This window comes from Micromonospora sp. LOL_013, assembly GCF_048060315.1.
Classification (GTDB): domain Bacteria; phylum Actinomycetota; class Actinomycetes; order Mycobacteriales; family Micromonosporaceae; genus Micromonospora_E.
The window spans coordinates 52,244-73,447 of record NZ_JBHMIQ010000029.1 but is presented as its reverse complement, the minus strand read 5'-3'; the positions used below and the strand labels follow the sequence as shown (position 1 = coordinate 73,447).

Sequence of the window (21,204 nt, the reverse complement as noted above, 5' to 3'; positions counted from 1 at the left end):
CGGTGCGCCAGGACTCGCCGAGGTGGGAGCAGATCAACCCCAGTGGGTACGAGTGGGAGCGGGAGGGCCTGCGGGAGCTGGCCTCGTACCTGCCGGATGTCGACCCGTACCACGTCTGGGCCAACATCGAGTTCGTCGCGTCCGACGGCTCGATAAACGAGGTCGACGCGCTGGTGCTCACCCCCAGCGGGCTGTACGTCGTGGAGCTCAAGCACTGGCAGGGTGAGCTGCACGGCGACGGCGGTCAGTGGGTGCACCGGGCGACGAAGACGTCGCGGCTGATCCCGCGGGACAATCCGACGATCCTGGCCAACCGTAAGGCGAAGCGGCTGGCGAGCCTGATCGACCACTACGCCCGCCAGCAGCGCAAACATGCCCGTACGCCATTCATCGGGGCGGCGGTGTTCCTGCATGCCCGGTCGTTGCGGTCGCAGCTGGATGCGATCGGCCGCCAGCACGTGTACGGCCTGCACGATGGGCCCGAGTCGGGTCTGCCGAGTCTGCGGGAGATGTTGACGGCCCCGCCGCGTAATCCGGCGCATCTGATCGACGAGGTTCGGGGGCAGGAGATCGTCGCCCTGGTCAAGGGGGCGAAGATCCGCCCGTCGGTGGCGGACCGCAAGGTGGGGCAACTGCTGCTGCATCCGCGTCCGTTCGCCGAGGGCGTCGGCTGGCAGGATTTCATCGCCGGGCATGTGATGGACACCGCGCTGCTGCGCCGGGTGCGGTTCTATCTGACCAGTCGGGCCCCGGAGGAGGAGATCCCGGCGATCCGGGGTGCTGCCGAGCGGGAGTTCCGGCTGCTGCAGGGCATCCACCACCCGGGGATCGCCCAGGCGCACGACCTGGTCGATCATCCGCTGGGCCCGGCGCTGATCTTCGACCATCAGGAGCAGTGGGTACGCCTGGACCAGTATCTGGTGGAGCGGGGTGACCGGCTGACGTTGGCGCAGCGGCTGCACCTGCTGGGCGACCTGGCGGAGATCGTCGACTACGCGCATTCGCGCCGGCTGGCGCACCGGGCGCTGCATCCGGGGGCGGTGTACGTCTGCGATCCGGATTCGTCGCGTCCGCAGCTAATGGTGACGAACTGGCAGACCGGTGGCCGGCTGGCGGACACCCGGTTGACCCGTACCGGTGGTTCGTCGACGGACCCGGGCAGTCTGACGTTGCTGCACGACGACGAGGTGCGGCGTTACCAGGCGCCGGAGGCGGCGATGCCGGGTCGTCCGCCCGGCCACCAGTTGGACGTCTTCGCGCTCGGCGCGGTCGGCTACCGGATCTTCGCCGGTCAGCCGCCGGCGGGCAGCGCCGAGGAGCTGGCGACGGCCGTACGCGACAGTGGGGTGAACCTGGCGGCGGCGGTCGACGGGATGCCGGCGGCGTTGGTTGACGCCGTCTACGACGCGACCCGGGGGGATCCGACGCGCCGGTCGGCGAGTGTCGCCGCGTTCCGGTCCCGCCTGGAGCAGGTGTGGGATGAGCTGACCGCACCGGAGCCGGAGCCGGTGGTCGATCCGCTCGTCGCCCGCAAGGGCGACGTGCTCGACATCGGTTACACCGTGCTGAGCCGCCTGGGTGCCGGTTCGACGGCGCTGGCTCTGCTGGTCAGCGAGCCGGCGGTCGACGGCAAGGACGGCCGGCGGCTGGTGTTGAAGGTGGCCCGCGACGAGCAGCACGCCGCCCGGCTGGCGGTGGAGGCGGAGACGCTGGGCAAGCTGCGGGACCGGCGGGTGGCCGCGCTGGTGCGGGGGCCGATCACGGTCGGTGGCCGGACGGCGCTGCTGATGGAAAGCGCGGGGGAGCGGACCCTCGCCGAGGAGCTGCAGGGCGGCCGGCTGACGCTGGATCTGCTGGAGCGGTACGGCCGGGACCTGCTGGAAATCGTCGTCTACCTCGACGAGGTGGGGATCTGGCACCGGGATCTGAAGCCGGCGAACCTTGCGGCCCGACCGCTGAATGCCAAGGACCGGCAGCCGCATCTGTGCGTTTTCGACTTTTCGCTCTCCGCGACCCCGACAGACCAGCTGACCGCTGGCACCGCCGGCTATCTGGATCCGTTCCTGGGTCCGCCGAAGCGGCTGCGCTACGACCGGGCGGCGGAGCGGTTCGCCGCCGCGGTGACGTTGTTCGAGATGGCGACGGGGTCGCTGCCGGAGTGGGGTGGGGCCAATCCGGCTGCGGTCAGCGACGAGGTGACCCTGGATCCGGCGATGTTCGAGCCGGCGGTCGCGGACCGGCTGGTCGACTTCTTCGGCCGGGCGTTGGCCCGGGAGACGGGCGACCGGTTCGACACGGCCGAGGAGATGCTCGACGCCTGGCGGGACATTTTCCGTAAGGTGCCGGTGGCCGGCGGCGGGCTGGCGTCGCCGGCGGCGGTGTCGGTGGCCAGCCTGGACACCGTGTTGGAGCAGTCGCCGTTGACGGAGCGGGCCCGTTCGGCGGTGCGCCGGCTCGGGTTGGTCACCGTGCGGGATCTGCTCCAGGCCAAACCGGCCAGGTTGGTCACCGCGAAGGGTGTGCCGGACGCGACCCGCAAGGAGATCCTGGCGTACGCCCGGTCGCTGCGCCCGCTGCTGGCGGCCGACCCACCCGACCGTGTTGGTGCGGCCGACGGGGCGGAACAGGGCGGCGACGGCCAGCAGACAGCCGGGGTGGCGACGCGGGGCATGGAGACGCTCTGCGCCGCGCTGCTGCCGGCGGAGACGGGCCGCACGAGCAAGCGTCGGACGACGTTGGCGGTGCTGCTGGGCCAGGAGCCGGCACCGGGCGACGACACGTGGCTGCACTGGCCGACCCAGGGGGAGGTGGCGCGCCGAACCGGCCAGACCCAGCCGCAGATTTCGACCCTGTTGCGCAAGCAGGTGCAGGTCTGGTCGGGCAACGAGCTCGTGTCGGCGGTACGCGACGAGATCGTCGCCCTGGTGGAGAGCCGGGGTGCGGTGATGTCGGCCGCGGAGCTGGCCGACGCGCTGATCGCCACGCACGGCTCGTTCACGTCGGAGCCGAAACGCACCGCCCAGGCGGTCGGCCTGGTCCGGGCGGCGGTGGAGACGGAGCTGGCCACCGGCGGGGACGCCCGGTTGGCGATCCAGCGGTTCCGTGCCTCGTCGACGGTGCTGGTGGGCCGGGAACCGGTGGATCCGGCGGCGACGACCACCGCCGCCGACCTGCTGTCGTACGTGGTGGCGCTCGGCGGCCGGGCAACCGAGTTGGTGGAGTCCGATCCGCTGCCGACCCGGCAGCGGGCGGTGGCGGAGCTGGCCGCGGTCCCGCCGCCGCCGACGATGCCGGTGGTGCCGGAGCTGCGGCTGCTGCAGCTGGCGGCCGCCGGCAGCAACGGCCGGGCCGACGTCAACGGGCAGGGCCAGCTCTACCCGGTGGACATGCCGGCCGAGCGGGCGTTGCGGTTGGCCGCTGGCAGCATCGCCGGGCAGCGGCTACGGGAGGACGAGATCATCGGCCGGGTCCGGGCCCGTTTCCCACGCGCGCAGCAGCTGCCGGGCCGGCCGCAGGTCGACACACTGGTCCGCACCGTTGCCGGGCTTGACTGGGATCGCGAGCAGCGGGTGTACGCGCCGCCGGCGCTGCCGTCGGTGCTCAGCGGCACCCGGGGTGCCACGGTCACCGGTGGGTACGCCCCGCCGCTGTGGCAGGCCGATGAGGTGGCGGCGAAGCTGGCCGGGGCGATCGACCGGCGGGCGTTCCTGGCGGTGTTGACCCCGTTGCGGGAGCTGGCCGCCGCCCGCCGGGAGCTGCTGGCCCGGCTGGCGTTGACCGAGGTGGACGTGACGGGGATCCTGCTGGATCGGCTGCGGGCGCTCGGCTACCCGTGGCAGGCGCTGGTGGCGGCGGATTCCGGTTCGGCCACTGACGCGAACTTCCGCAGCCTGGTGGATCTGGTCCGGCACGAGGTGGTGCCGGCGATTCGGGCGGCGCTGGCCACGGACGCGCCGGTGCTGTTGACCGAGGCGGCGCCGCTGGCCCGGTACGGCCAGGTGGAGCTGTTGGCGGAGTTGGCGGATCTGACCCGGCCCCGGCCGGCGGCGCGACTGCTGCTGGTGCCGGCCCGCAAACCGGAGCCGGCCATGTTGGACGGTTACCAGTTGCCGTTGACGTCACCGGCGAGTCAGTCGCTGTGGATATCGGGGCAATGGCTGAACGCCAGATCTGGTAGGACTATCCACCATGCCCATCCGACGGCTGCTTCTGGAGAACTACCGAGGGTTCCGTAACCGGCAGGAGATCGAGCTGGCACCGATCACGGTGGTGCTCGGCAAGAACAACTCCGGCAAGAGCGCTCTGACCCGTGCACCGCTGGTGATCGCCACCGGCTTCGACACCACCTCACCGTCCCCACTGGATTTGGAACGACTGGGCCCGGACGCGGCCGATGACGTGCGCGAGCTCTACTTCGATCAGCTCGATGTGCGGCCGCTGACGTTGGGCGTGACCGTCGACGGTCCGCTGCCGTTCACACTGCGGGTGGATCTGGAGTATTCAGCCAGACTACGCAACGCGGTAGTGGCGGCGCTTCGGGTCGACACAGATGACAGCGCCGACCCGGTCGGCACCGTTGAGTTGGTGTCGAGCCGATTCACCGCCCCGATGCCGGATACCTCGGACATCGACGGCGTCGAGCTGTCGACGCTTCCTGAGCCTTCGGTCGACGGGCTCGACGAGTACGACATCCGCATCAGTGGCGAGCCGACCCGGACGAGGCAGGTGCGTTTCGCGGGCCTGCTGCCTGCCGCCGGGCAACTGCCGGACCTGGACGACCTGTTCCGCCAGGTGCGCCCAGGTCTGATCCGATACCTGGGGCCGTACCGGGAGCGGGTGGCCCGTCAGCATCGGATGCCGATCGGCACGCCTGCCGTGCTCGGCACGAAGGGCGAAGGGCTGGCCGGCCTGCTGGCCGACAGCCAGCGCAAGTCGGACGGGCGGCTGCTGGCACAGATCAATGCGCAGCTGCGTGAGATCGTGCCCGGATGGCGACTGGAGGAGGTCGCTGCGGGTCCGCTCTGGTCGACGGTGCTGGTCAGGGACGGTTCCAGGGCGAGGATCAATCTCGCCGACGCCGGCAGCGGGCTCGCCCAGGTGCTGCCGATCCTGGCGCAGTGTGCGATGGACGAGCTGGCAGGGGTCATCGCCGCGCCGCCGTTGCAGATCATCGAGGAGCCGGAGGCGCACCTGCACCCACGTGTCCACGCTGACCTGGCCGACCTCTACCTGAGGACCGCGCAGCGGACCGGGACCCGGTTTCTGATCGAGACACACAGCGAAACGCTGCTGCTGCGGCTGCGTCGCCGGATCGCCGAGGTTGACAACGACTACGGCCCGGAGACGGTTGCCATCTACGTCGTGGAGCAGCACGACGGCGTCTCGTCGGCACGTCGCATCCCGCTGGACAGTCTCGGCAACCTCGACGACAGCTGGCCGCCGGGCTACTTCTCCCAGGACTACCACGAGGTCCGAGCCCTCGCGGCTGCCCAGTCGGAACGGAACGCCCGTGCTTCTTGACATCGACGAGACGATTCTGGATGGGGCGGACCACCGACCGGTGATCACGCTGCTCTGCATGGTGGCGGAGAAGCGCCACGACTGGCATCCGACGTTGTCGCAGGCAGCGAGGATGATCGACCTTGTCGAGCGGCTGGCCCGAGCGGGTGTCCGGATGCCGGTGCTCAGCCAGTGGGCAGAGGAGGCGACGGAGGAGGCCGCGTACCCCAGCCCACCGGACGCTCGGCGGACGGTGCGTGTCGGCCTGGCTGACCTGGAGCATCTGGTCGCCGACCTGGACAAGCCGGCGGTGCTGGTGGTGGAGAATCAGCTCGCCGATGGCAGCTTCGTGCAGGACATGGCGGCGGCCCTGGACGACAAGCGGATCGTCGAGGCGCTGCGTCGGATGTGGCTTCGGCTGCACAACGGCGGCGGTAAGGGCCAGATGGCCGAACTCGCCGCCGATGAGGGAAAGAAGTTCGCGATCGTGTCGCCAAGGGTGGCGATCCTGTTCGACGGCGACCGCGACGGCCCTGGCCAGCCGAGCGACAACGAGCCCAGGAAGGCGCAGGCGCACGCGGCCGGCATCCAGAACGTGCACATCCTCGCCTACCGGGCGGCGGAGAACTACGTACCGCTTGTGGTGTGGGAGTCGCTCTACCCCCGGCATCGGCGAAGGATCAGCCAGCTGCGGGCGATGCCGGCGAATCAGCGCGGCTACCTGAAGAAGGACTCCTACCCTGGCAACGGGCTGCCCAGGCAGCTCACAGTGGCGGGCCGGAAGCTGACCGAGGCGGACTTCGACGAGCTTGGCCCAGACGTCGTCGCCGAACTGCGGCAGATCCTCACGATGATCCACACGATCCTGTAGGACACTAGCGGTATGTCCAGCAGCCGGGGAGACGTCCAGGTCGAACCCACCGTGATGATGCTGGCCGACGTGCTGGAGGAGATCGCCGCAGGCCGGATCCGAGTGCCCAGGTTTCAGCGCCCGTTCGTGTGGCGTCCTGAGCAGATGCTGGACCTGTTCGACAGCATCGAGAGAGGGTGGCCGATCGGCGGCATCACCGTGTGGGAGACCACCGACGAGGTGCCCTCGCTCAACTACCTCGGTGAGGTGCCGGTGCGGATGCCGCCGGCAGGTACGCCGGTGTCGTACGTGCTCGACGGGCATCAACGGCTCTCCACCCTGTTCGGGGTGCTGCGCAGGCAGGGCCGACCGCCGCGCGGCGACGATCAGCGGGAGTGGAAGTGGCGGATCTACCGCGATCTGGAGCCGCAGGAGGACAACGAACGCTACCGGCATCATCGGGCGTTCGGCTCCCCGCCGCCCCTTCCTCCTGATTCGTACCTCCCGATGCGCTCCGTCAACAGCACCGTCGACTTTCTCCGCTTCCTGCGGAACCTGGAAGCGCGGGTCAACGACGCCACCCGAATGGAGAGGCTGGTCAACGAAGCCGACTGGGTGGCGCAGCGTGTCCGTGCGTACAAGATTCCGTTGGTGCGGGTCCGCGACAGCGACCTGGGGTCGGCCATCGAGGTGTTCGCCCGGATCAACAACCGTGGAGTACGCCTGGAGACCCACGAGATTGCCTCCCGGCTGACCGGCCCGATCCAGAAATCTACAATGGGCGAACAGGTCGACAGCATCGTCGAGTCCGTCGCGAGCACGGGCTTCGGTGAGCTGCCCAGGATGGCGGTGTTCCGGTCGATGCTAGCGATCGGCGGCGAGCCGGACGTCATGAAGCCGCACTGGGAACAGGTGGCGCAGCGGATCCGGACCAGTCAGATCGACGTGCTGGCGGCCGGGCAGAAGGCGGTGCACAAGGCGGTGGAGCTGCTGAGGGCGGCGGGTCTGCCGTTGGCGGCGCTGTTGCCGTACTCGCATCAGTTGGTGTTGTTGACCTACTTCTTCCACTGTCGGCCGGACCCGACCGGCAACCAGCGGTTGGAGCTGGAGCGCTGGTTCTGGGTGACGTCGTGGGCGGGGTCGTTCGCGGGTGCCAACTCGACCCGCATCCGGGAGGGCCTGGCGGAGATGAAGGCGTTCGCCTCCGGCGCGACCCCGACCCTGAAGCTGGACGTCGGCGCGGTGCAGCCGATGCCGGAGCCGTTCAACCTGAACAGCGCCCGGACTCTGGCGTACGTGGCGTGGGAGGCGCACGAGTTCCCGACCAGGCGGGATGCGCTCGGGCAGGAGTTCGACGTGGTGAAGCGGCTGGCGGCTGGTGTGCCGCAGGCGTACCGGCAGATCGTGCCCGGCCATTCGACGGCGGCCAACCGGATCATCCTGCCGACCGGCCCGGGGGACAACCCGCTGGGGGTGTTCAAGGAGCTGCGGGAAGGCCAGTTGGAGCGCACCATCAGCCGGGAGCACGTGACGAGGCTGCTGGCCAGCCACTGCATCAACGAGCGGGCCTTTCTCAAGCTGCTGGCCGGCGACCACGAGGGGTTCCTGGCGCTGCGGGCCGAGGTGTTGCAGGAGCGGCTGCGGGCGTTCGCGAAAGGGCTGGGCGTGACGCTCGGGCCGGACATGACCGGCGTGGCCGACAACGACACCGAGCACGACGAGTGACCCCGCAGCCGAATTTTCGACTGGGGCATCTCTCGGTGGAAATTGATGAACATCTTGGGTGGTTGTTGCGATACTCCGGGTTGACGTTCCTTCGAGAGGGGCGGGCCTGGGATGGTGGATCTGTCGTTCGTGTGGCTGGAGATCACCGGTAGGTGCCAGTTGGAGTGCCGGCATTGTTACGCCGCCAGCGGTCCGTCCGGCGGGCACGGTTCAATGACTGCAGTGGACTGGCGGCGGGTGATCGACCAGGCGGTGGAGCTGGGCGTCGAGATGGTGCAGTTCATCGGTGGGGAACCGACTCTGCATCCAGATCTTCCGGATCTACTCAGGCATGCCCTGGCCGCCGGCTTGGAGGTGGAGGTGTTCTCCAACCTCGTGTATGTCACGCCGGCCATGTGGGAGCTGTTCGCCCAGCAGGGGGTGCGGTTGGCCTGCTCGTACTACTCCGATCAGGCCGGGCAGCACGCTGCGGTCACCGGTCGGGCCGGCTCGCACGCTCGTACTCGGGCCAACATCGGTGAGGCGGTGCGCCGGTCGATTCCACTGCGGGTAGGTGTGGTCGACCTGGGCGGTGGCCAGCGCGTGGGGGCTGCGGTTGCCGAGTTGCGCGGTCTGGGTGCGACAGAGGTGGGTGTGGACTGGCTCCGGCAGGTGGGCCGTGGGGTAGGCGGCGATGCCTTGGGTGTAGAGCAGTTGTGCGGCAACTGTGCGTCGGGTGTGTTGGCGGTCGGCGCTGACGGTGCGGTCTGGCCGTGCGTGTTCTCGCGCTGGCTGCCGGTCGGCAACGTCCGTGAGGCGAATTTCGCCTCGATCCTGACCGGCCAGGGTACGGCGCAGGTGCGGGCCGAGCTGAGGTCGGCCTTCGGGAAGCGGCCGAAGCCGTGCGGGCCGCAGTGCGCGCCGCAGTGCGCGCCAGCGCGGTGCCAGCCGACCTGTTCACCGTCGTGTAGTCCGTCGTGCAACCCCTGTGCGCCGTCGAAGCGGTGCTGGCCGTACTACCGCTGACCGATCGGACCTAACCCTTCCAGGCGGCCGCGTCTCCGGCAGGTCACTGACTCTCCGGATATCCGTGGTGGGCTCGCGGTGACCGAGGTGGCTGGGTGATGCTGACAGTGTGAAGCACACACGGTGGCTACCGAATGAGGACCATTGGCCAGAGGACGACGCTGAGGACCACCGGCGGCGGCTGGCGTCGATGCTGCGTCGGGCCGCTGCCGCCCTGCGGGTTGAGCTGGTGGGTGAGTTCCGGTACGGATGGCGTAACCGATCGACCGGTGCACGGGTGGACGACGACGGCCACGACGGGTGGCTGCGGCTGGTCGGGGAACCTGTCAACGGAGAAGTCGGGGTGTTCTGGGACGGCAACGCCACCGCCTCGCAGCAGTTGGGCGGGCTGCGGCTGCCCCGGGTGTGGCGCAGTTGGGAGCACGCGGAGAGCGATCTACGGTTCCGCGCCGACCTGATGAGTCACGTCGACGAGCCGACGTGCAGCCGGACTGCGGCGCTGACTGCGGTGCCGGCGCTGAGCGAGATGTGGTGGATGCGTCTTGGCGGCACCCTCTCCTTCCTGACTGAGGTCGAGACGGATCGGGTCGCGGTGGATAATGAGCGGCTCGCGTCCCGGATCCAGATCTGGGATGAGGCCTTGCCGGTCGATGTACATCAGTGGGTGCCCGCGCACGCGGACCTGCACTGGGCGCAGCTGACCAGTCCGGGCTGCTGGGTGCTGGACTGGGAAGGCTGGGGGTTGGCTCCGGCCGGGTTCGACGCGGCCAGCCTGTACCTGCACAGCCTGGCCGCACCACCTGTCGCGCGGCTGGTGCGCGCCCGGTATCTCGCTGAGCTGGACAGCCGTGACGGCATGCTCAGCCAGCTGTACATCGCCGGGCGAATGCTCGACCGAGGTGACCTCGACGGCCATCCGGCTGAGAGCGCCGTCTATGCGCACGTTGGCACAGTGCTGCGGGCGCTGGGCGCTGAGCCCGGCTCCTACCGGCATCTGCTGCGCTTGGTCAACGATCGGCGAGCAGGTGGTGCAGGAACCGGCCCGGGTCGGCCAGGAACGCTCGGGTGAGGGCGACCGGTTCGGCCTGGTCGTAGTCAACCGGGGCGATGGTGCCGGCGGCGTCGATTTGCAGGATCGTCGCGCCAGGGCTGGCCAGCAGGATCGGCGAGTGGGTGGCGATGATGAACTGACTACCCTGGTCGACCAGGTCGGCGATGCGCAGCAGCAGGGCCAGGCAGCCGTGTACGGACAGCGCTGCCTCCGGTTCGTCGAGCAGGTAGAGCCCTTGCGGGCCGAAGCGATGATTGACCAGGTCGAGAAACGACTCCCCGTGCGAGCGTTCATGTGGGGAGACTCCGCCGTAGGCACCGAGCAGAGGTGGGGAGTTGGGGTCGGCGTCGAGGCGCTCGATCTCGGTGGCAACGTTGTAGTACGACTCGGCGCGCAGAAAGAACCCGGTGCGGGGCTTGCGGCCGGGGGCACGTTGCAGCACCAGGTGCTCGCCGAGCGGGGATTCGGTGGCGCGGGTGGTGAACCGGAAGGACGTGCCGCCGCCCTCAGGGTTAAACCCGGCGGCGACCGCGATTGCCTCGACCAGGGTGGATTTGCCGGTGCCGTTGTCACCGGCGAGCAGAGTCACCGGCGTGGGGAAATCGACGCCCTGATCAGCCAGCCTGGCCACAGCAGGGATGGTGTACGGCCATCGAGCCTGATCGGCCGGGGTCAGCGGCCGGGTCGGCAGGTAGGCGCGACGCACGAACATTTGTGATCACCTCCTGCCCGTAGGATCGCAGCCGTGCTCGATGAACTCGACGAAGACGCGCGGCGGCGACTCCAGCAGGCGATGCAGGCGCAGGTGAAGCACCTTGCCGATGACCTGCGGGAGCGGCTCGCGGAGCCGGAGTCGCTGTCGCTGCGGGCTGAGCTGCTGCAGGAGTACGAGAAGGCGAAGAAGGCCGAGCGGCTGGCCGGCGCGTTCGAGGTGTGGCTGGAGGACGTGCTCGACCAGGCGGCTGTGGCCTGGGTGCTGGGTTGTGTCTTCGTCCGCTTCTGCGAGGACAACGAGCTGATCGACGGGCTGTGGATCGGCGGGGACGACCCGGCGGCCCCGGCCGAGACGGGCATGCAGCGGCGGCAGGCGTACCTGATCGAGGCCGACCATTCGTTGCACAACGACCGGCACTGGCTGCGGGAAGCGTTCCGCTACCTGGGCAGGCTGCGCCCGACGGCGCAGATCTTCGACAAGCACAACCCGGTGTGGCGGTTCGACATCTCCGGCGCGGCCGCGGAGGAGCTGAGCAACTTCTTCCGTACGGGGGAGGGCCGGGTGTCGCTGCGTAGCGCGACTCTGGACACCCGCTTCCTCGGTGACCTCTACCAGGAGCTGTCGACGCACGCGAAGAAGACGTACGCACTGTTGCAGACCCCGGTGTTCGTCGAGAAGTTCATCTTGGACCGGACCTTCGAGCCGGCGCTGAGCGAGTTCGGCCTGCCCGAGATGAAGGTGATCGACCCGACGTGCGGCTCCGGCCACTTCCTGCTCGGCGCGTTCGACCGGCTGGTGCGCGAGTGGCGCAAGCGGGAGCAGACCACCGACATCCGGGCCATCGTCGACCGGGCGCTCGGCCAGGTCACCGGCGTCGACATCAACGCCTTCGCGGTCGCCATCGCCCGCTTCCGGCTGCTGGTCGCCGCGATCAAGCTCGGCAAGTGGCACAAGCTCGAACGCTGCCCCGCCTTCCCGGTCCGCGTCGCCACCGGCGACTCCCTCCTGGAGTGGGGCCGCGCCTCCCGCGCACAAGGTGACCTGCTGGCAGTCCTTGAGGGGGAACCGGTCTTTGCCTACGAGAGCGAAGACGACGAACTGCTCGCCGAGTATCTGGAGGTCGGCCAGTACACTGTGGTAATCGGCAACCCGCCCTACATCACCGTCGCCGACCCGGCCAGAAACAAGCTCTACCGCAGCATCTACCCGAGCGTCTGCCACAGGCAGTACGCGCTGACCGTGCCGTTTGCAAAGCGCTTCTTCGACCTGGCGAAAAAATCCGACGAGTACGGCGAGGGCGCCGGCTTTGTCGGCCAAATAACCGGCAATGGATTCATGAAGCGCGAATTTGGCAAGAAGCTGATTGAGGACTACTTCGCCCACGACATCGAGCTGAGCGAGGTCATCGACACCTCCGGTGCCTACATCCCCGGCCACGGCACTCCCACCGTGATCCTGATCGGCCGCACCAATGCCCGCCGCCGTCTCCCCGTCGTCCGCGCTGTGCTCGGTGTGCAGGGCGAGCCGACGACCCCGGACAACCCGGCCGATGGCCTCGTCTGGCAGGCGATCGTCGACCAGGTCGACGCTCCCGGCTCGGCGTCCCGCTGGGTCACCGTCCAGGACCTCGACCGCTCCCGCCTCCTCAAACACCCCTGGAGCCTCTCCGGCGGTGGTGCCGCCGACCTGGTGTTGGCGATTGGTCGTTCTTCGACCCGGCTTGGTGAGTCGATTTCAGGATCGATCGGATTTGCGAGCTTTCCAGGGCAAGATGATGCGTTTTTCGGGCCACTCAGATGGTTCTCGCGTCGCCGCGTCGAGCCAAGTCGGTGGCGACCTCTCGTCATTGGCGAGGCGGTGCGGGACTGGGCTGAGGACTGCCATGACGGTGCTCTGGCTCCGTATGCTGAGGATCAATCGGTCGTTCCCTTCGATAAAGATTCATCCTGGGGTCGCGGCCTTTGGCTTGTACGTCGCACGCTGGAATCCACAACCGGTTTCGGGGGCGAGTCCAGAAAAGACTCTGGTGAACCTTGGTGGAGCTGGTATCGGTGGGTGGCCGCTCGATACCGGTCGCCGTTGTCGATCGTTTTCGCGTTTGTGGCTACGCACAATCATTTTGTGCTGGATCGGGGTGGGAAGGTCTTTAACCGTTCTGCGCCGGTGATCAAGCTGCCGGAAGGGGCGTCGGAAGATGACCACCTGAGGTTGCTCGGCGTACTCAACAGCTCCACTGCCTGCTTCTGGCTCAAGCAGGTCAGCCACAACAAGGGGAGCCAGGGCGTTAACGAAGGGTTCAAGAGCCAGGAGTGGGAACGGTTCTTCGAGTTCACCGGCACCAAGCTCCAGGAGTTGCCGTTGCCGGCGGAGTTTCCGTTGGGGCGGGCGCGGGAGCTGGATGCGTTGGCGCAGCGGTTGGGGGAGCTGACTCCGGCGGCGGTGGCCGGGTCGGGGGTGCCGACTGTGGAGCGGCTGGCGCAGGCGCGTGCCGAGTACGACCTGGTCCGAGCGCGGATGATCGCGCTTCAGGAGGAGCTGGACTGGGAGGTCTACCGGCTCTACGGGCTGATGGATGAGGATCTGACCCATCCGGACCCGCCGGGGCTGAGCCTCGGTGAGCGGGCGTTCGAGATCACGATGGTGCGGCAGGGTGTGGAGACGGCCTGGTTTGTGCGGCACGACTCCGTACCGGTGGACAAGCCCCACCCCGACTGGCCGGCCGATTATCGCGACCTGGTCGAACGACGGATCGCTGCCACGGCCGGCAACCGGCACCTTCAGCTAATCGAGCGTCCGGAGTGCAAGCGTCGGTGGAAAACCGATGGCTGGGACAAGCTGCAGGCGGATGCTTTGCGGGACTGGCTGTTGGAGCGGCTGGAGGCCCCGGAACTGTGGGGTGGCACGCCGGAGCCGCTGTCGGTGGCGCAGCTCGCCGACCGGGTGGCCGGCGACGCCGACTTCCAGCAGGTGTTGGCACTGCTGCCGGAGTACGAGGGCATGAGCCTGGTCGACGCGCTCGACAAGCTGGTCGCCACCGAGCATGTGCCGTTCCTGCCGAAGCAGCGCTACAAGCCGTCCGGGCTGCGTAAGCGGGTGTTGTGGGAGCAGACCTGGGAGAAGCAGCGGCGCGAGGACGCCGGGGAGACGGTCGAGATCGACGTGCCGCCGAAGTACAGCTCGGCGGACTTCGTCCGGCCGTCGTACGCGAAGGCTCGGGGCAAGCTCGACGTGCCAAAGGAGCGCTTCATCTCGTACCCGGAAATGGGTCGTGACACCGACTCCAGCCTGCTGCTCGGCTGGGCCGGGTGGGACCACCTGGCCCAGGCGCAGGCGCTGGCCACGGTGTACGTGAATCGGCGCAGTCAGGAGGCGTGGGAGGCGCACCGCCTGCTGCCGCTGCTCGCCGGCCTGCTGGAGCTGGAGCCGTGGCTACACCAGTGGTACGCCGCCGAACGCCCCGGCTATCCCGGCTCGCCGGCACAGTTCTACACCGACTTCATCGACACCGAGCTGTCCACCCTCAGCTCCGACCGCACAGCTCTGTCCCTGCTCCGCGGCCTCCCCGAGTAGGACCCGACACCGTCTGACCCTGTTGGACGGTGGTGGGGTTCGGTAGGTTCGGATGGTGCCGGGAGGGCGACGGAGCGGTGGTCGATGAGCGTTGACGATGTGAAGCGCACTGTCGAGCGGGGCAACGAAGCAGTCCGGCAAGGGTGTCAGATCCTTGAACAGGCGCTCACCGAGGCTGCAGAAGCGGGTGCCCTGGCGCGGGCCACGATGCATGACAGCACCCATGACGAGGTCGAGAAGGCGAAGGCGAAGCTGGACTCGTTGGAACGTGAGGTTGAGCTGGCGATCCGGCGGTTTGGCGCTGCTGTCCAGAACGCGAACGACTACGTAGCCAAGCTCTGATGTCCGGGACCCTCGGCGACGTCGTAGCGCGGCTCTACGCTGCGCGGGAGCGGCTGCTTGCCGCAGCCGTGATCGCCAACCGTGCACAGGCCGACGCCGAGCAGGCGGCAGCGCACTACTCGGAAGCTGCTCGCGGAAGCACCGATCAGTCGATCAAGACGGCTATCGCCGAGGCGCAGATCGCTGGGGCGAAGGCCGATCGGGTCGCCGGTATCCTGAACGATATCTGCGATCATATCGTCAACTACGTCAACCAGATTGCTCCAGGCGTGGCGCCTCCGTCTGACCCCAAAATCGATGTCTCAGGTGAACGTCTTGTGGCAGAGGCTGAGGGGGCGGGCAGCAGGGCAGACCGGTTCGCGCGTCGCTTCGTGCAGAAGGCCGACTCCACTGAGGAACACCTGCAAAATGCGGAAAAGACGATGCAGACGGGAAAAGAAATTCTCGACCTGTTCAAGATCCAGCCGGGGTCGGAGAGTGCTACGACGGTAGCGCCGGAGCCGATCCCTGCTGATCGCCCGAGTGTGGACAATCCGGTGACTGCTGTGATCATGGCTGCGGGTGCCACTGCAGTAGTGGGTCGCGAAATGTGGAAAAAATACAAGAAACGCCATGAAGGGAAGTAAATTATGAAGATTGAGCCTGACTTGGTCGAATATTTTCGCACGATGCTGAAGGGTGACTACGCCGAGAACGATCGCCTGGAAGTCCAGCTGAATACAAAAGGTTGGGGCGACTTTTCCACTCTGATGGGCATCGTCTTCTACTACGCCGTCAACCACCGGTTGCCCGTGGATGCCAGCGAAGCCGACATCGTGCAGTTCGTTGCTGAGCTGCGCGCGGCTGCTCCAGTGGATCCGCGCGAGATCGACGCCAACGCTGCGGAACGCCTGGTGAAGGCGGCACTCGACCCCGATGTCGAGTCCGACTTCGATCCTGAGATGGCAGGCAAGATTCAAAGTCTAACTATCATGCACGTGCTCGGTGAAGGTCGGGCGAGCGGGGACGAGATTGATGCCATTCTCGCCAGCGCTGTCGATACCGCAAGTCGACTCTGATGCCGGTGCTGAGCTGCTGATCGGACCGGGTCGCGTAATTCTGCAGACGTGCTTAGATTCCTGTTATCTCGCCGATTTCGAGGGCTATCTACGGTTTACATGGCGTCGGGCTCGGTCTGATAGGTGGCCAGTGCGGCCGGCATCGGCAGTCCATACTTGTCGCACAGGAACCGGGTCTGGCAGTATCGCTGGGCATCGGCGGCCACGTTGCCGAGGACGGTGGAATTCACCCCTGCACCGATGAGGACGCCCACGATGGGCACGGCCTTGGCGACGTTTTGAACTGGAACCCTGGCACCAGCCGGACCCAAGTGCTGCAGCAACTTCTCAAGGGCGATCACGAGGCGATGGTCCGCGCGGAGCTTGGCTGACCAATTCACGCGTCCCTTCAGAGCGTTGGCCGCTCGTGCGGTGTCGCGCAGCGGCCCAACCTTGGCTGCCTGTGCCATGAAGGACCGGTGCACCAGGCGTTCGATGAAAGCTTGCTCCGAGGGGTCTTTGGCGTCGTAGCCGTAGGAGTACGCGATGCGCGACGCGATCGAGGTGCTCAGGACCTGGATGACGAGGATGTCGGCAGTAATTGCGGCGGGGATCCCTGCCACGGGGACCAGGGCCAGCAAGCCCATGGCACCACCTTCGACCGCGCCGGCGGAACGCCACCTCAGTGTGTTGCGGGTCAGTAGCCGGTCGCAGGCCTTGAGGTCCTGCTGCCGCAGCTCAGTGAAACTGTTCAGCTCCATGCCGCGCTTGCGGGCAATCTTCTCGACGCCCTTCGGGTCGTTGAGCTCCAAGGCCCAGGCGTTGACCAACTCCAGCAGCGCTGCGGCAGCCTCGGCCGCTGGCCGCAGGGCCATGCTGGCAACCGCGTCGCCTCCGCGGCGCACTGGTTCCTTGATCGTCTCCGGTACCGCCCTGGTGGCCCGGCTCGCGGCGTTTCGCGCGGCCTCGCCGGAGCGATCGAGTGCAGTGCTCGCCCAGTTCGGTAGACCACGGCGGTTGTTGCGGCGCTGCCAGTGCTCGTTGAGCCTGTCCCACACCTGCTCTTCGTATGCACTCATCGGGGTTGCGCCGTCGGCGAGCGAGTCAGCGACAGTGCTCATCGATGGCCTCCATTCGACTGGGATGACTGGGTCATGATGGCACTGCCGGGCGGCAAGCGGCGGTGAGCTTCGGCCGACGACCAGGCCAGGCATACAGTCCACAGACGATTGAGGGTACGTCGCTTGCGCTCAGGGCAGACATCGCCTAAACGGTGGAGGGCCGGAACCTCCACCCGCTGAATGCCGCACTCCAGTCGTCTGCCCTCAGCATGGAGACAGCTCTCTGTCTCGGGTCAGTGAGGAGCGTCGGGGGTGAGGGTGGAGAGGAAGGACGTCCAGCCGGCGGGGGAGAAGGTGAGTGCCGGGCCGGCGGGGTCCTTGCTGTCGCGTACGAGGACTGTGGCGGGGACGTTGGTGGCTACCTCGACGCACTGACCCTGCCCGTTGCTGCGGGAACTCTTGCGCCAGATCGCCAGATCCAGGCTACGAGGGGTGGTGGTCATTCGGTGCTCTCCCTTGCTCCCTGCTCCAGCATCGCCTCGGCCCTCATCCGCAGGAAGGCAAGCGAGTCGGCGGGTGAGAGCGCGGTCGCGCGGAGGTGGTCGAACGCCAGCCCGTGCGTCTCTACATGGTAGTCCTTGTCGAGGACTGCGGCACCGCTCAGATTTTCCTGGTAGACCACGGTCGGATGGTCGCTGAAGTCGAGCAGCGTGAAGGGCACGCCCATGCCCATGTGCGCGCCCTGGCGAAACGGCAGCACCTGGATGGTGATCGCCGGCCGCTGCGCCATGGTGATCAGGTGCTCCAGCTGGGCTGCCATCACCTGTGGGCCACCGATCGGCCGATGTAGGACTGCTTCGTCGAGGACGAACCACATCCGGGGCGGATCGGGGCGATCCGTGATCCGCTGGCGCGTGGCGCGGACGTCGATTCGGTCCTCGATCTTCTCTGGCGGAGCGTCCGGGAACTCGGCGCTGATGATGGTGCGAGCGTAGTCCGCAGTCTGGAGTAGACCGTTGACGAGCTGGACGTCGTAGATGCGGTGCTGGGTCGCCTCGTTCTCGAAGGCCACGTACTCGGCGAACCAGTCAGGCAAGGTCTTCGAGTAGTCAAGCCACCAGCTGTGCTGACGGGCCTCGCCAGCGAGCTGGAGGATCTCTGCGGCCTTCTCGGCGGGAGCGCCGTAGAGGCGCAGCAACTTCATGACGTTCCGAGTCGTCACCGATACCTGGGCATTCTCGACGCGAGACAGCGTCGACTTGCCGATCTTCACCTTCTGAATGACCTGGTCGAGTGTCAGATCGGCGGCTTCGCGAAGTGCGCGGAGCTCCGTTGCGAGTCGACGGCGCTGGATGGTCTGGATTCCTGCCACAGCGGACAGTGTGCACCATGCGAGCACTGTTTGGCGAGTACCCATCGGGCGGCAAATTTTTGTGAAGTGATGAGTTGCAAGATCACATTATTGGTGCCAACGTAGGCGGTGCATCGAAGGTGGACGGTTGATCAACTAGCCGGCTACTGGGTAGCGGGGAACGGCGAGTCCATGATCGTTTCCCGCTGCGTTTCGCTGAAGTCCCAGGTGATCGGGCAGGCTGAGGTAACGGCTCGCCCGGTCGTCCCCAGCCCAATCGGAAGGGTTGATCATGGTGGCGCTTGGTGCCCTGGTTTCCGGAATCCTGCTCGGGTTCTTCGTCGGGTTGTTCAGTTTCAAGATCAAATCGCGGTGGTGTCCCGACTGCGGTCGGACGACGCTGCCCGCCGCTGATCGGTAGCGTGCCGGCCGACCGGTCCCCGGCCGATCCCCGGCCCGGTGACGAGTTGATCATCGACGGTCGGGCGAGTGTGCAGTTCGCGGCCGGGCGGGGTTTCCGGTTCCGGGTGACGACAGTGGACCAAAAGCTGACGTACGAGGGCTGGGTCTGGTTGGCCGGCTACGTGTTGGCAGCCGACGGTGAAGCGCGTGAACGTCGGGAGATCTTCGTCCAGCGCGACGGTCTCCGCTGGGCACCGCGCCCGCGCCGGCCCCACCGCTGACCCGGGCGGCGGCACAACTGCGACGTAACCGCGCGCTCTATCCGTACCTCTGAAGGTTTTTCGACTGTGTGAAAGGTGGTTCCTGCTGTGCGTGGATTCCTTGATTTGTTCCGGCGGGCTCCGGTGCGGAGCCGGCGTAACCGGCGGTTGCTCGCTGAGATCGCCCGCCACAACAACCGGCGGCCGACCGACGCCGCGGCCGGGCCGCGTCCGTCGGTGCGGCCCGCCCCGAACGCTGCCGGTCACCTGTACGGGCGGCCGGTGCGGCCGTCGATCAGCCCCGGCCTGGTCCGCGACCGTGCGTTCGGCGACCGGGTCCGGCGCGGCTGCGACCCGGTCGAGGTACGGGCCTTCCTGCACCTGGTCGCCGACGAGCTGACCGCGCTGCGCGCCGAACTTGGCTCCACCCGCGAGGAGAACGCCCGGCTCAAGCAGGCGTTGCGGGACTGGCAGTCGCAGCAGTTCGAGCAGTCGCACCGGTTCGGGGCGGGGGTGGCGGCGTGAACGGCGTCAACCAGGTGCCGGCCGGCTCGCTGCACATCGTCGGCGTCGGCGCGGACCGCCGGCGGGCGCAACGCGTCTTTACCGTCGCCAACCTCGACACCGGGCAGGTCGCGTCAACCAGCCTGGTCCCCGGCTCGTTTACGCCGTTGCCGACGCCGGGTGGGACGTGGTGGCTGCCGTACGCGCCGATCGTCGCCGACCTCGCCGCCCGTGCCGGGGTGGTCGAGGCGACGTTGCGTGACCTGGACTTCCCCGACGAGCCCGGCCGGCTGCCGTCGTCCGGGTTGACGCTGCCCCGGCAGTGGCAGCCCACCGTTCCGCAGCGGGACCGGCTGCGGTGGGAAGCCGTCGCGCTCACCGACCGGCTGGTGTCGCCGTGGCTGGTGCTGATCGGCCGCAGCGTCGAGCTGCCGCCACCGGGCGATCCGGGCCGGCTGCTCGGTCGGCTGTGCGCGCTCGCCGACCAGTTGCACGTCGACCTGGTCCTCGAAGTGCGGCCCAGCTCCATCGGGCGTGGGCTGAGCTGGGACGTCCGGTTCGAGCATGCCGGCGGTGCGGTGCCCGACTACCAGCACCGGTGGATCGCCGACCTGCCGACCGCGCTCGCCACCATCCCCGCCGAACGGGCGGTGACCGGCCTGACCGTCGCCAATCCGCTGCTGCCCGCCCACTACCTCACAGACGCCGCCCTCACCGGGCGTGCGGTGCCGGTCGGGTTGGACGGGCACCCCGGCGGCCACGACCTCGACCAGGTCGAACGCCGCATGATCGCCGATGCCGAGCAGCACGGTGGGGCGCAGGCCATCTGGCGTAACCGGCACTGGTGGCACACCAGCCTGCGGCCCGCCGACACCGCCGGCACGTTCGTCCGCGGCTGGGAACCGCCGGCACCGAAACACTGGGGCGAGCCGATCCCCACCCACCCCTGCACGCGGTGCGCCGACCGGCCCGACCCGCCGTACTGCCTGGACTGCTACGGCACCCGCCAGGTGCGACGCGGCGCGGTGCTCACCGTCACCGACCTGCGTGGCCGGACCGTGCACCGCAACTGGCGACCCGACAGCGAACCGACCGGCGACCCGGAAGCCGCCGTCGGCCCGCAACCGCCCACCCTGGTGCTCACCGACCGACCGTCCGGCACCACCGTGTGGCAGCTCGACGAGCACTACCAGATCGGCTCGCTCGCGGCGCAGTTCGGCGTCGAGCCGACCGACCTGACCGACATCGACGGCGAACACAGCATCGACCAGCACCTGCGCAACGGCGTCAGCCAGGTCCCCCACACCGGTGGCGACCCACTCGACGCGTACCTCGGTGAAGTCGGCGCCACCCACGACGGCGCCCGCGTCATGGTCCTCGCCAACGGCTGGCCCGGCCCCACCCTCGACGAACTCGCCGCCCTGACCCGCGGCCTCGGCCTCGCCCTCGACATCACCGTCATCGACCACCGCAACACCATCGGCCGACCCGAACTGTCCCAAGGTCACTCCTGGTCGGTCCGGGTCGTCGACCCGGCCACACGCTTGGCCGTCGACCCCGTCCCCACCAGCGCCGCCCTGCCCGAAGCCGTCGCGCTGTGCTACCGCTATCTACACGGCGCACTGCGCGCCACCATCCCCACCGACCCGACCACGCCGATCCCCGTGCCGCAACAGCCCGCAGCGGCCGGCACCCTCCCCGACACCACAACCTGCATCACCCAGGTACGCCGCCACGCCGCCACCCGGCCCGGCGAACCTGTCACTGTCCGCCTCCACCCCGACGGCACCCACACCCGCACCACAGACCACCCGAGGTAGCCTCTGCCTGAC

Annotated in this window: 17 protein-coding genes; 13 read left to right on the top strand and 4 right to left on the bottom strand. The window is 68.1% G+C overall.

Annotated elements, in window-relative coordinates; translation table 11 throughout:
* Positions 1–2 precede the first annotated feature (2 nt).
* The 6 genes from pglW (at position 3) to ACFHWS_RS19700 (ending at position 10,148) form a co-directional block, all read left to right on the top strand.
* A complete protein-coding gene (gene pglW, locus ACFHWS_RS19725) occupies positions 3–4,235 on the top strand; it encodes a BREX system serine/threonine kinase PglW (RefSeq protein ID WP_416568746.1) in 4,233 nt (1,410 codons plus the stop codon).
* Complete coding sequence (locus tag ACFHWS_RS19720) at positions 4,189–5,520, top strand: AAA family ATPase (protein ID WP_416568745.1); 1,332 nt, start codon at positions 4,189–4,191, stop codon at positions 5,518–5,520. Before pglW ends, ACFHWS_RS19720 begins: the two co-directional genes overlap by 47 nt.
* Entirely contained in the window at positions 5,510–6,370 is an 861-nt protein-coding gene (locus ACFHWS_RS19715; protein ID WP_281552888.1) for a hypothetical protein, read from the top strand. The genes ACFHWS_RS19720 and ACFHWS_RS19715 overlap by 11 nt, the downstream gene beginning before the upstream one ends.
* Before the next feature lie 12 nt (positions 6,371–6,382).
* Positions 6,383–8,074: a DUF262 domain-containing protein gene (locus tag ACFHWS_RS19710; protein ID WP_416568744.1), complete on the top strand. Its 1,692-nt coding sequence runs from the start codon at positions 6,383–6,385 to the stop codon at positions 8,072–8,074.
* Between the two features lie 111 nt (positions 8,075–8,185).
* Positions 8,186–9,079: a radical SAM/SPASM domain-containing protein gene (locus ACFHWS_RS19705; protein WP_416568743.1), complete on the top strand. Its 894-nt coding sequence runs from the start codon at positions 8,186–8,188 to the stop codon at positions 9,077–9,079.
* A 109-nt stretch (positions 9,080–9,188) separates the two neighbouring features.
* Complete coding sequence (locus tag ACFHWS_RS19700) at positions 9,189–10,148, top strand: hypothetical protein (RefSeq protein WP_281567153.1); 960 nt, start codon at positions 9,189–9,191, stop codon at positions 10,146–10,148.
* Here the strand turns inward: ACFHWS_RS19700 and ACFHWS_RS19695 are convergent.
* Positions 10,087–10,842: an AAA family ATPase gene (locus ACFHWS_RS19695; protein ID WP_281567152.1), complete on the bottom strand. Its 756-nt coding sequence runs from the start codon at positions 10,840–10,842 to the stop codon at positions 10,087–10,089. The two genes, ACFHWS_RS19700 and ACFHWS_RS19695, sit on opposite strands and share 62 nt — an antisense overlap.
* 33 nt (positions 10,843–10,875) lie before the next feature.
* On the opposite strand from ACFHWS_RS19695, the gene pglX reads away from it, so the two are divergent.
* From pglX to ACFHWS_RS19675, 4 genes are all read left to right on the top strand, one after another.
* Positions 10,876–14,415 (top strand): BREX-2 system adenine-specific DNA-methyltransferase PglX, encoded by a 3,540-nt coding sequence (gene pglX / locus ACFHWS_RS19690; RefSeq protein WP_416568742.1) that lies wholly within the window; start codon positions 10,876–10,878, stop codon positions 14,413–14,415.
* An 84-nt stretch (positions 14,416–14,499) separates the two neighbouring features.
* Positions 14,500–14,757, top strand: coding sequence for a hypothetical protein (locus tag ACFHWS_RS19685; protein ID WP_289212042.1), 258 nt, complete (start codon positions 14,500–14,502; stop codon positions 14,755–14,757).
* Positions 14,757–15,383 (top strand): hypothetical protein, encoded by a 627-nt coding sequence (locus tag ACFHWS_RS19680; protein ID WP_416568741.1) that lies wholly within the window; start codon positions 14,757–14,759, stop codon positions 15,381–15,383. The genes ACFHWS_RS19685 and ACFHWS_RS19680 overlap by 1 nt, the downstream gene beginning before the upstream one ends.
* Before the next feature lie 3 nt (positions 15,384–15,386).
* The gene (locus tag ACFHWS_RS19675; protein ID WP_416568740.1) at positions 15,387–15,815 is read left to right on the top strand and encodes a hypothetical protein; all 429 of its coding nucleotides are present in this window, start codon (positions 15,387–15,389) and stop codon (positions 15,813–15,815) included.
* 95 nt (positions 15,816–15,910) lie between these two features.
* Here the strand turns inward: ACFHWS_RS19675 and ACFHWS_RS19670 are convergent, their stop codons facing one another.
* The 3 genes from ACFHWS_RS19670 to ACFHWS_RS19660 all read right to left on the bottom strand — a co-directional run bounded on the left by ACFHWS_RS19670 (position 15,911) and on the right by ACFHWS_RS19660 (position 18,227).
* Positions 15,911–16,915, bottom strand: a complete 1,005-nt coding sequence (locus ACFHWS_RS19670) for an EcsC family protein (RefSeq protein WP_416568739.1) — start codon at positions 16,913–16,915, stop codon at positions 15,911–15,913.
* A 233-nt stretch (positions 16,916–17,148) separates the two neighbouring features.
* Positions 17,149–17,358, bottom strand: a complete 210-nt coding sequence (locus ACFHWS_RS19665) for a DUF397 domain-containing protein (protein ID WP_416568738.1) — start codon at positions 17,356–17,358, stop codon at positions 17,149–17,151.
* On the bottom strand, positions 17,355–18,227 hold the full coding sequence (locus ACFHWS_RS19660) for a helix-turn-helix domain-containing protein (protein WP_416568737.1): 873 nt from the start codon (positions 18,225–18,227) through the stop codon (positions 17,355–17,357). Before ACFHWS_RS19660 ends, ACFHWS_RS19665 begins: the two co-directional genes overlap by 4 nt.
* 401 nt (positions 18,228–18,628) lie before the next feature.
* Here ACFHWS_RS19660 and ACFHWS_RS19655 point away from each other — a divergent pair, with 401 nt between their 5' ends.
* The 3 genes from ACFHWS_RS19655 to ACFHWS_RS19645 all read left to right on the top strand — a co-directional run bounded on the left by ACFHWS_RS19655 (position 18,629) and on the right by ACFHWS_RS19645 (position 21,192).
* Complete coding sequence (locus tag ACFHWS_RS19655; RefSeq protein WP_416568736.1) at positions 18,629–18,889, top strand: hypothetical protein; 261 nt, start codon at positions 18,629–18,631, stop codon at positions 18,887–18,889.
* A gap of 87 nt (positions 18,890–18,976) precedes the next feature.
* Positions 18,977–19,393 (top strand): DivIVA domain-containing protein, encoded by a 417-nt coding sequence (locus ACFHWS_RS19650; protein WP_416568735.1) that lies wholly within the window; start codon positions 18,977–18,979, stop codon positions 19,391–19,393.
* On the top strand, positions 19,390–21,192 hold the full coding sequence (locus tag ACFHWS_RS19645; RefSeq protein WP_416568734.1) for a hypothetical protein: 1,803 nt from the start codon (positions 19,390–19,392) through the stop codon (positions 21,190–21,192). The genes ACFHWS_RS19650 and ACFHWS_RS19645 overlap by 4 nt, the downstream gene beginning before the upstream one ends.
* Positions 21,193–21,204 lie beyond the last annotated feature (12 nt).

What these genes read in the sequence shown, in the direction of transcription:
- ACFHWS_RS19710 (WP_416568744.1), top strand. Translation starts at nt 6,383, where the DNA reads ATGTCCAGCAGCCGGGGAGACGTCCAGGTCGAACCCACCGTGATGATG.
- ACFHWS_RS19705 (WP_416568743.1), top strand. Translation starts at nt 8,186, where the DNA reads ATGGTGGATCTGTCGTTCGTGTGGCTGGAGATCACCGGTAGGTGCCAG.
- ACFHWS_RS19685 (WP_289212042.1), top strand. Translation starts at nt 14,500, where the DNA reads ATGAGCGTTGACGATGTGAAGCGCACTGTCGAGCGGGGCAACGAAGCA.
- ACFHWS_RS19665 (WP_416568738.1), bottom strand. Translation starts at nt 17,358, where the DNA reads ATGACCACCACCCCTCGTAGCCTGGATCTGGCGATCTGGCGCAAGAGT.
- ACFHWS_RS19695 (WP_281567152.1), bottom strand. Translation starts at nt 10,842, where the DNA reads ATGTTCGTGCGTCGCGCCTACCTGCCGACCCGGCCGCTGACCCCGGCC.
- ACFHWS_RS19675 (WP_416568740.1), top strand. Translation starts at nt 15,387, where the DNA reads ATGAAGATTGAGCCTGACTTGGTCGAATATTTTCGCACGATGCTGAAG.
- ACFHWS_RS19680 (WP_416568741.1), top strand. Translation starts at nt 14,757, where the DNA reads ATGTCCGGGACCCTCGGCGACGTCGTAGCGCGGCTCTACGCTGCGCGG.
- ACFHWS_RS19670 (WP_416568739.1), bottom strand. Translation starts at nt 16,915, where the DNA reads ATGAGCACTGTCGCTGACTCGCTCGCCGACGGCGCAACCCCGATGAGT.
- ACFHWS_RS19720 (WP_416568745.1), top strand. Translation starts at nt 4,189, where the DNA reads ATGCCCATCCGACGGCTGCTTCTGGAGAACTACCGAGGGTTCCGTAAC.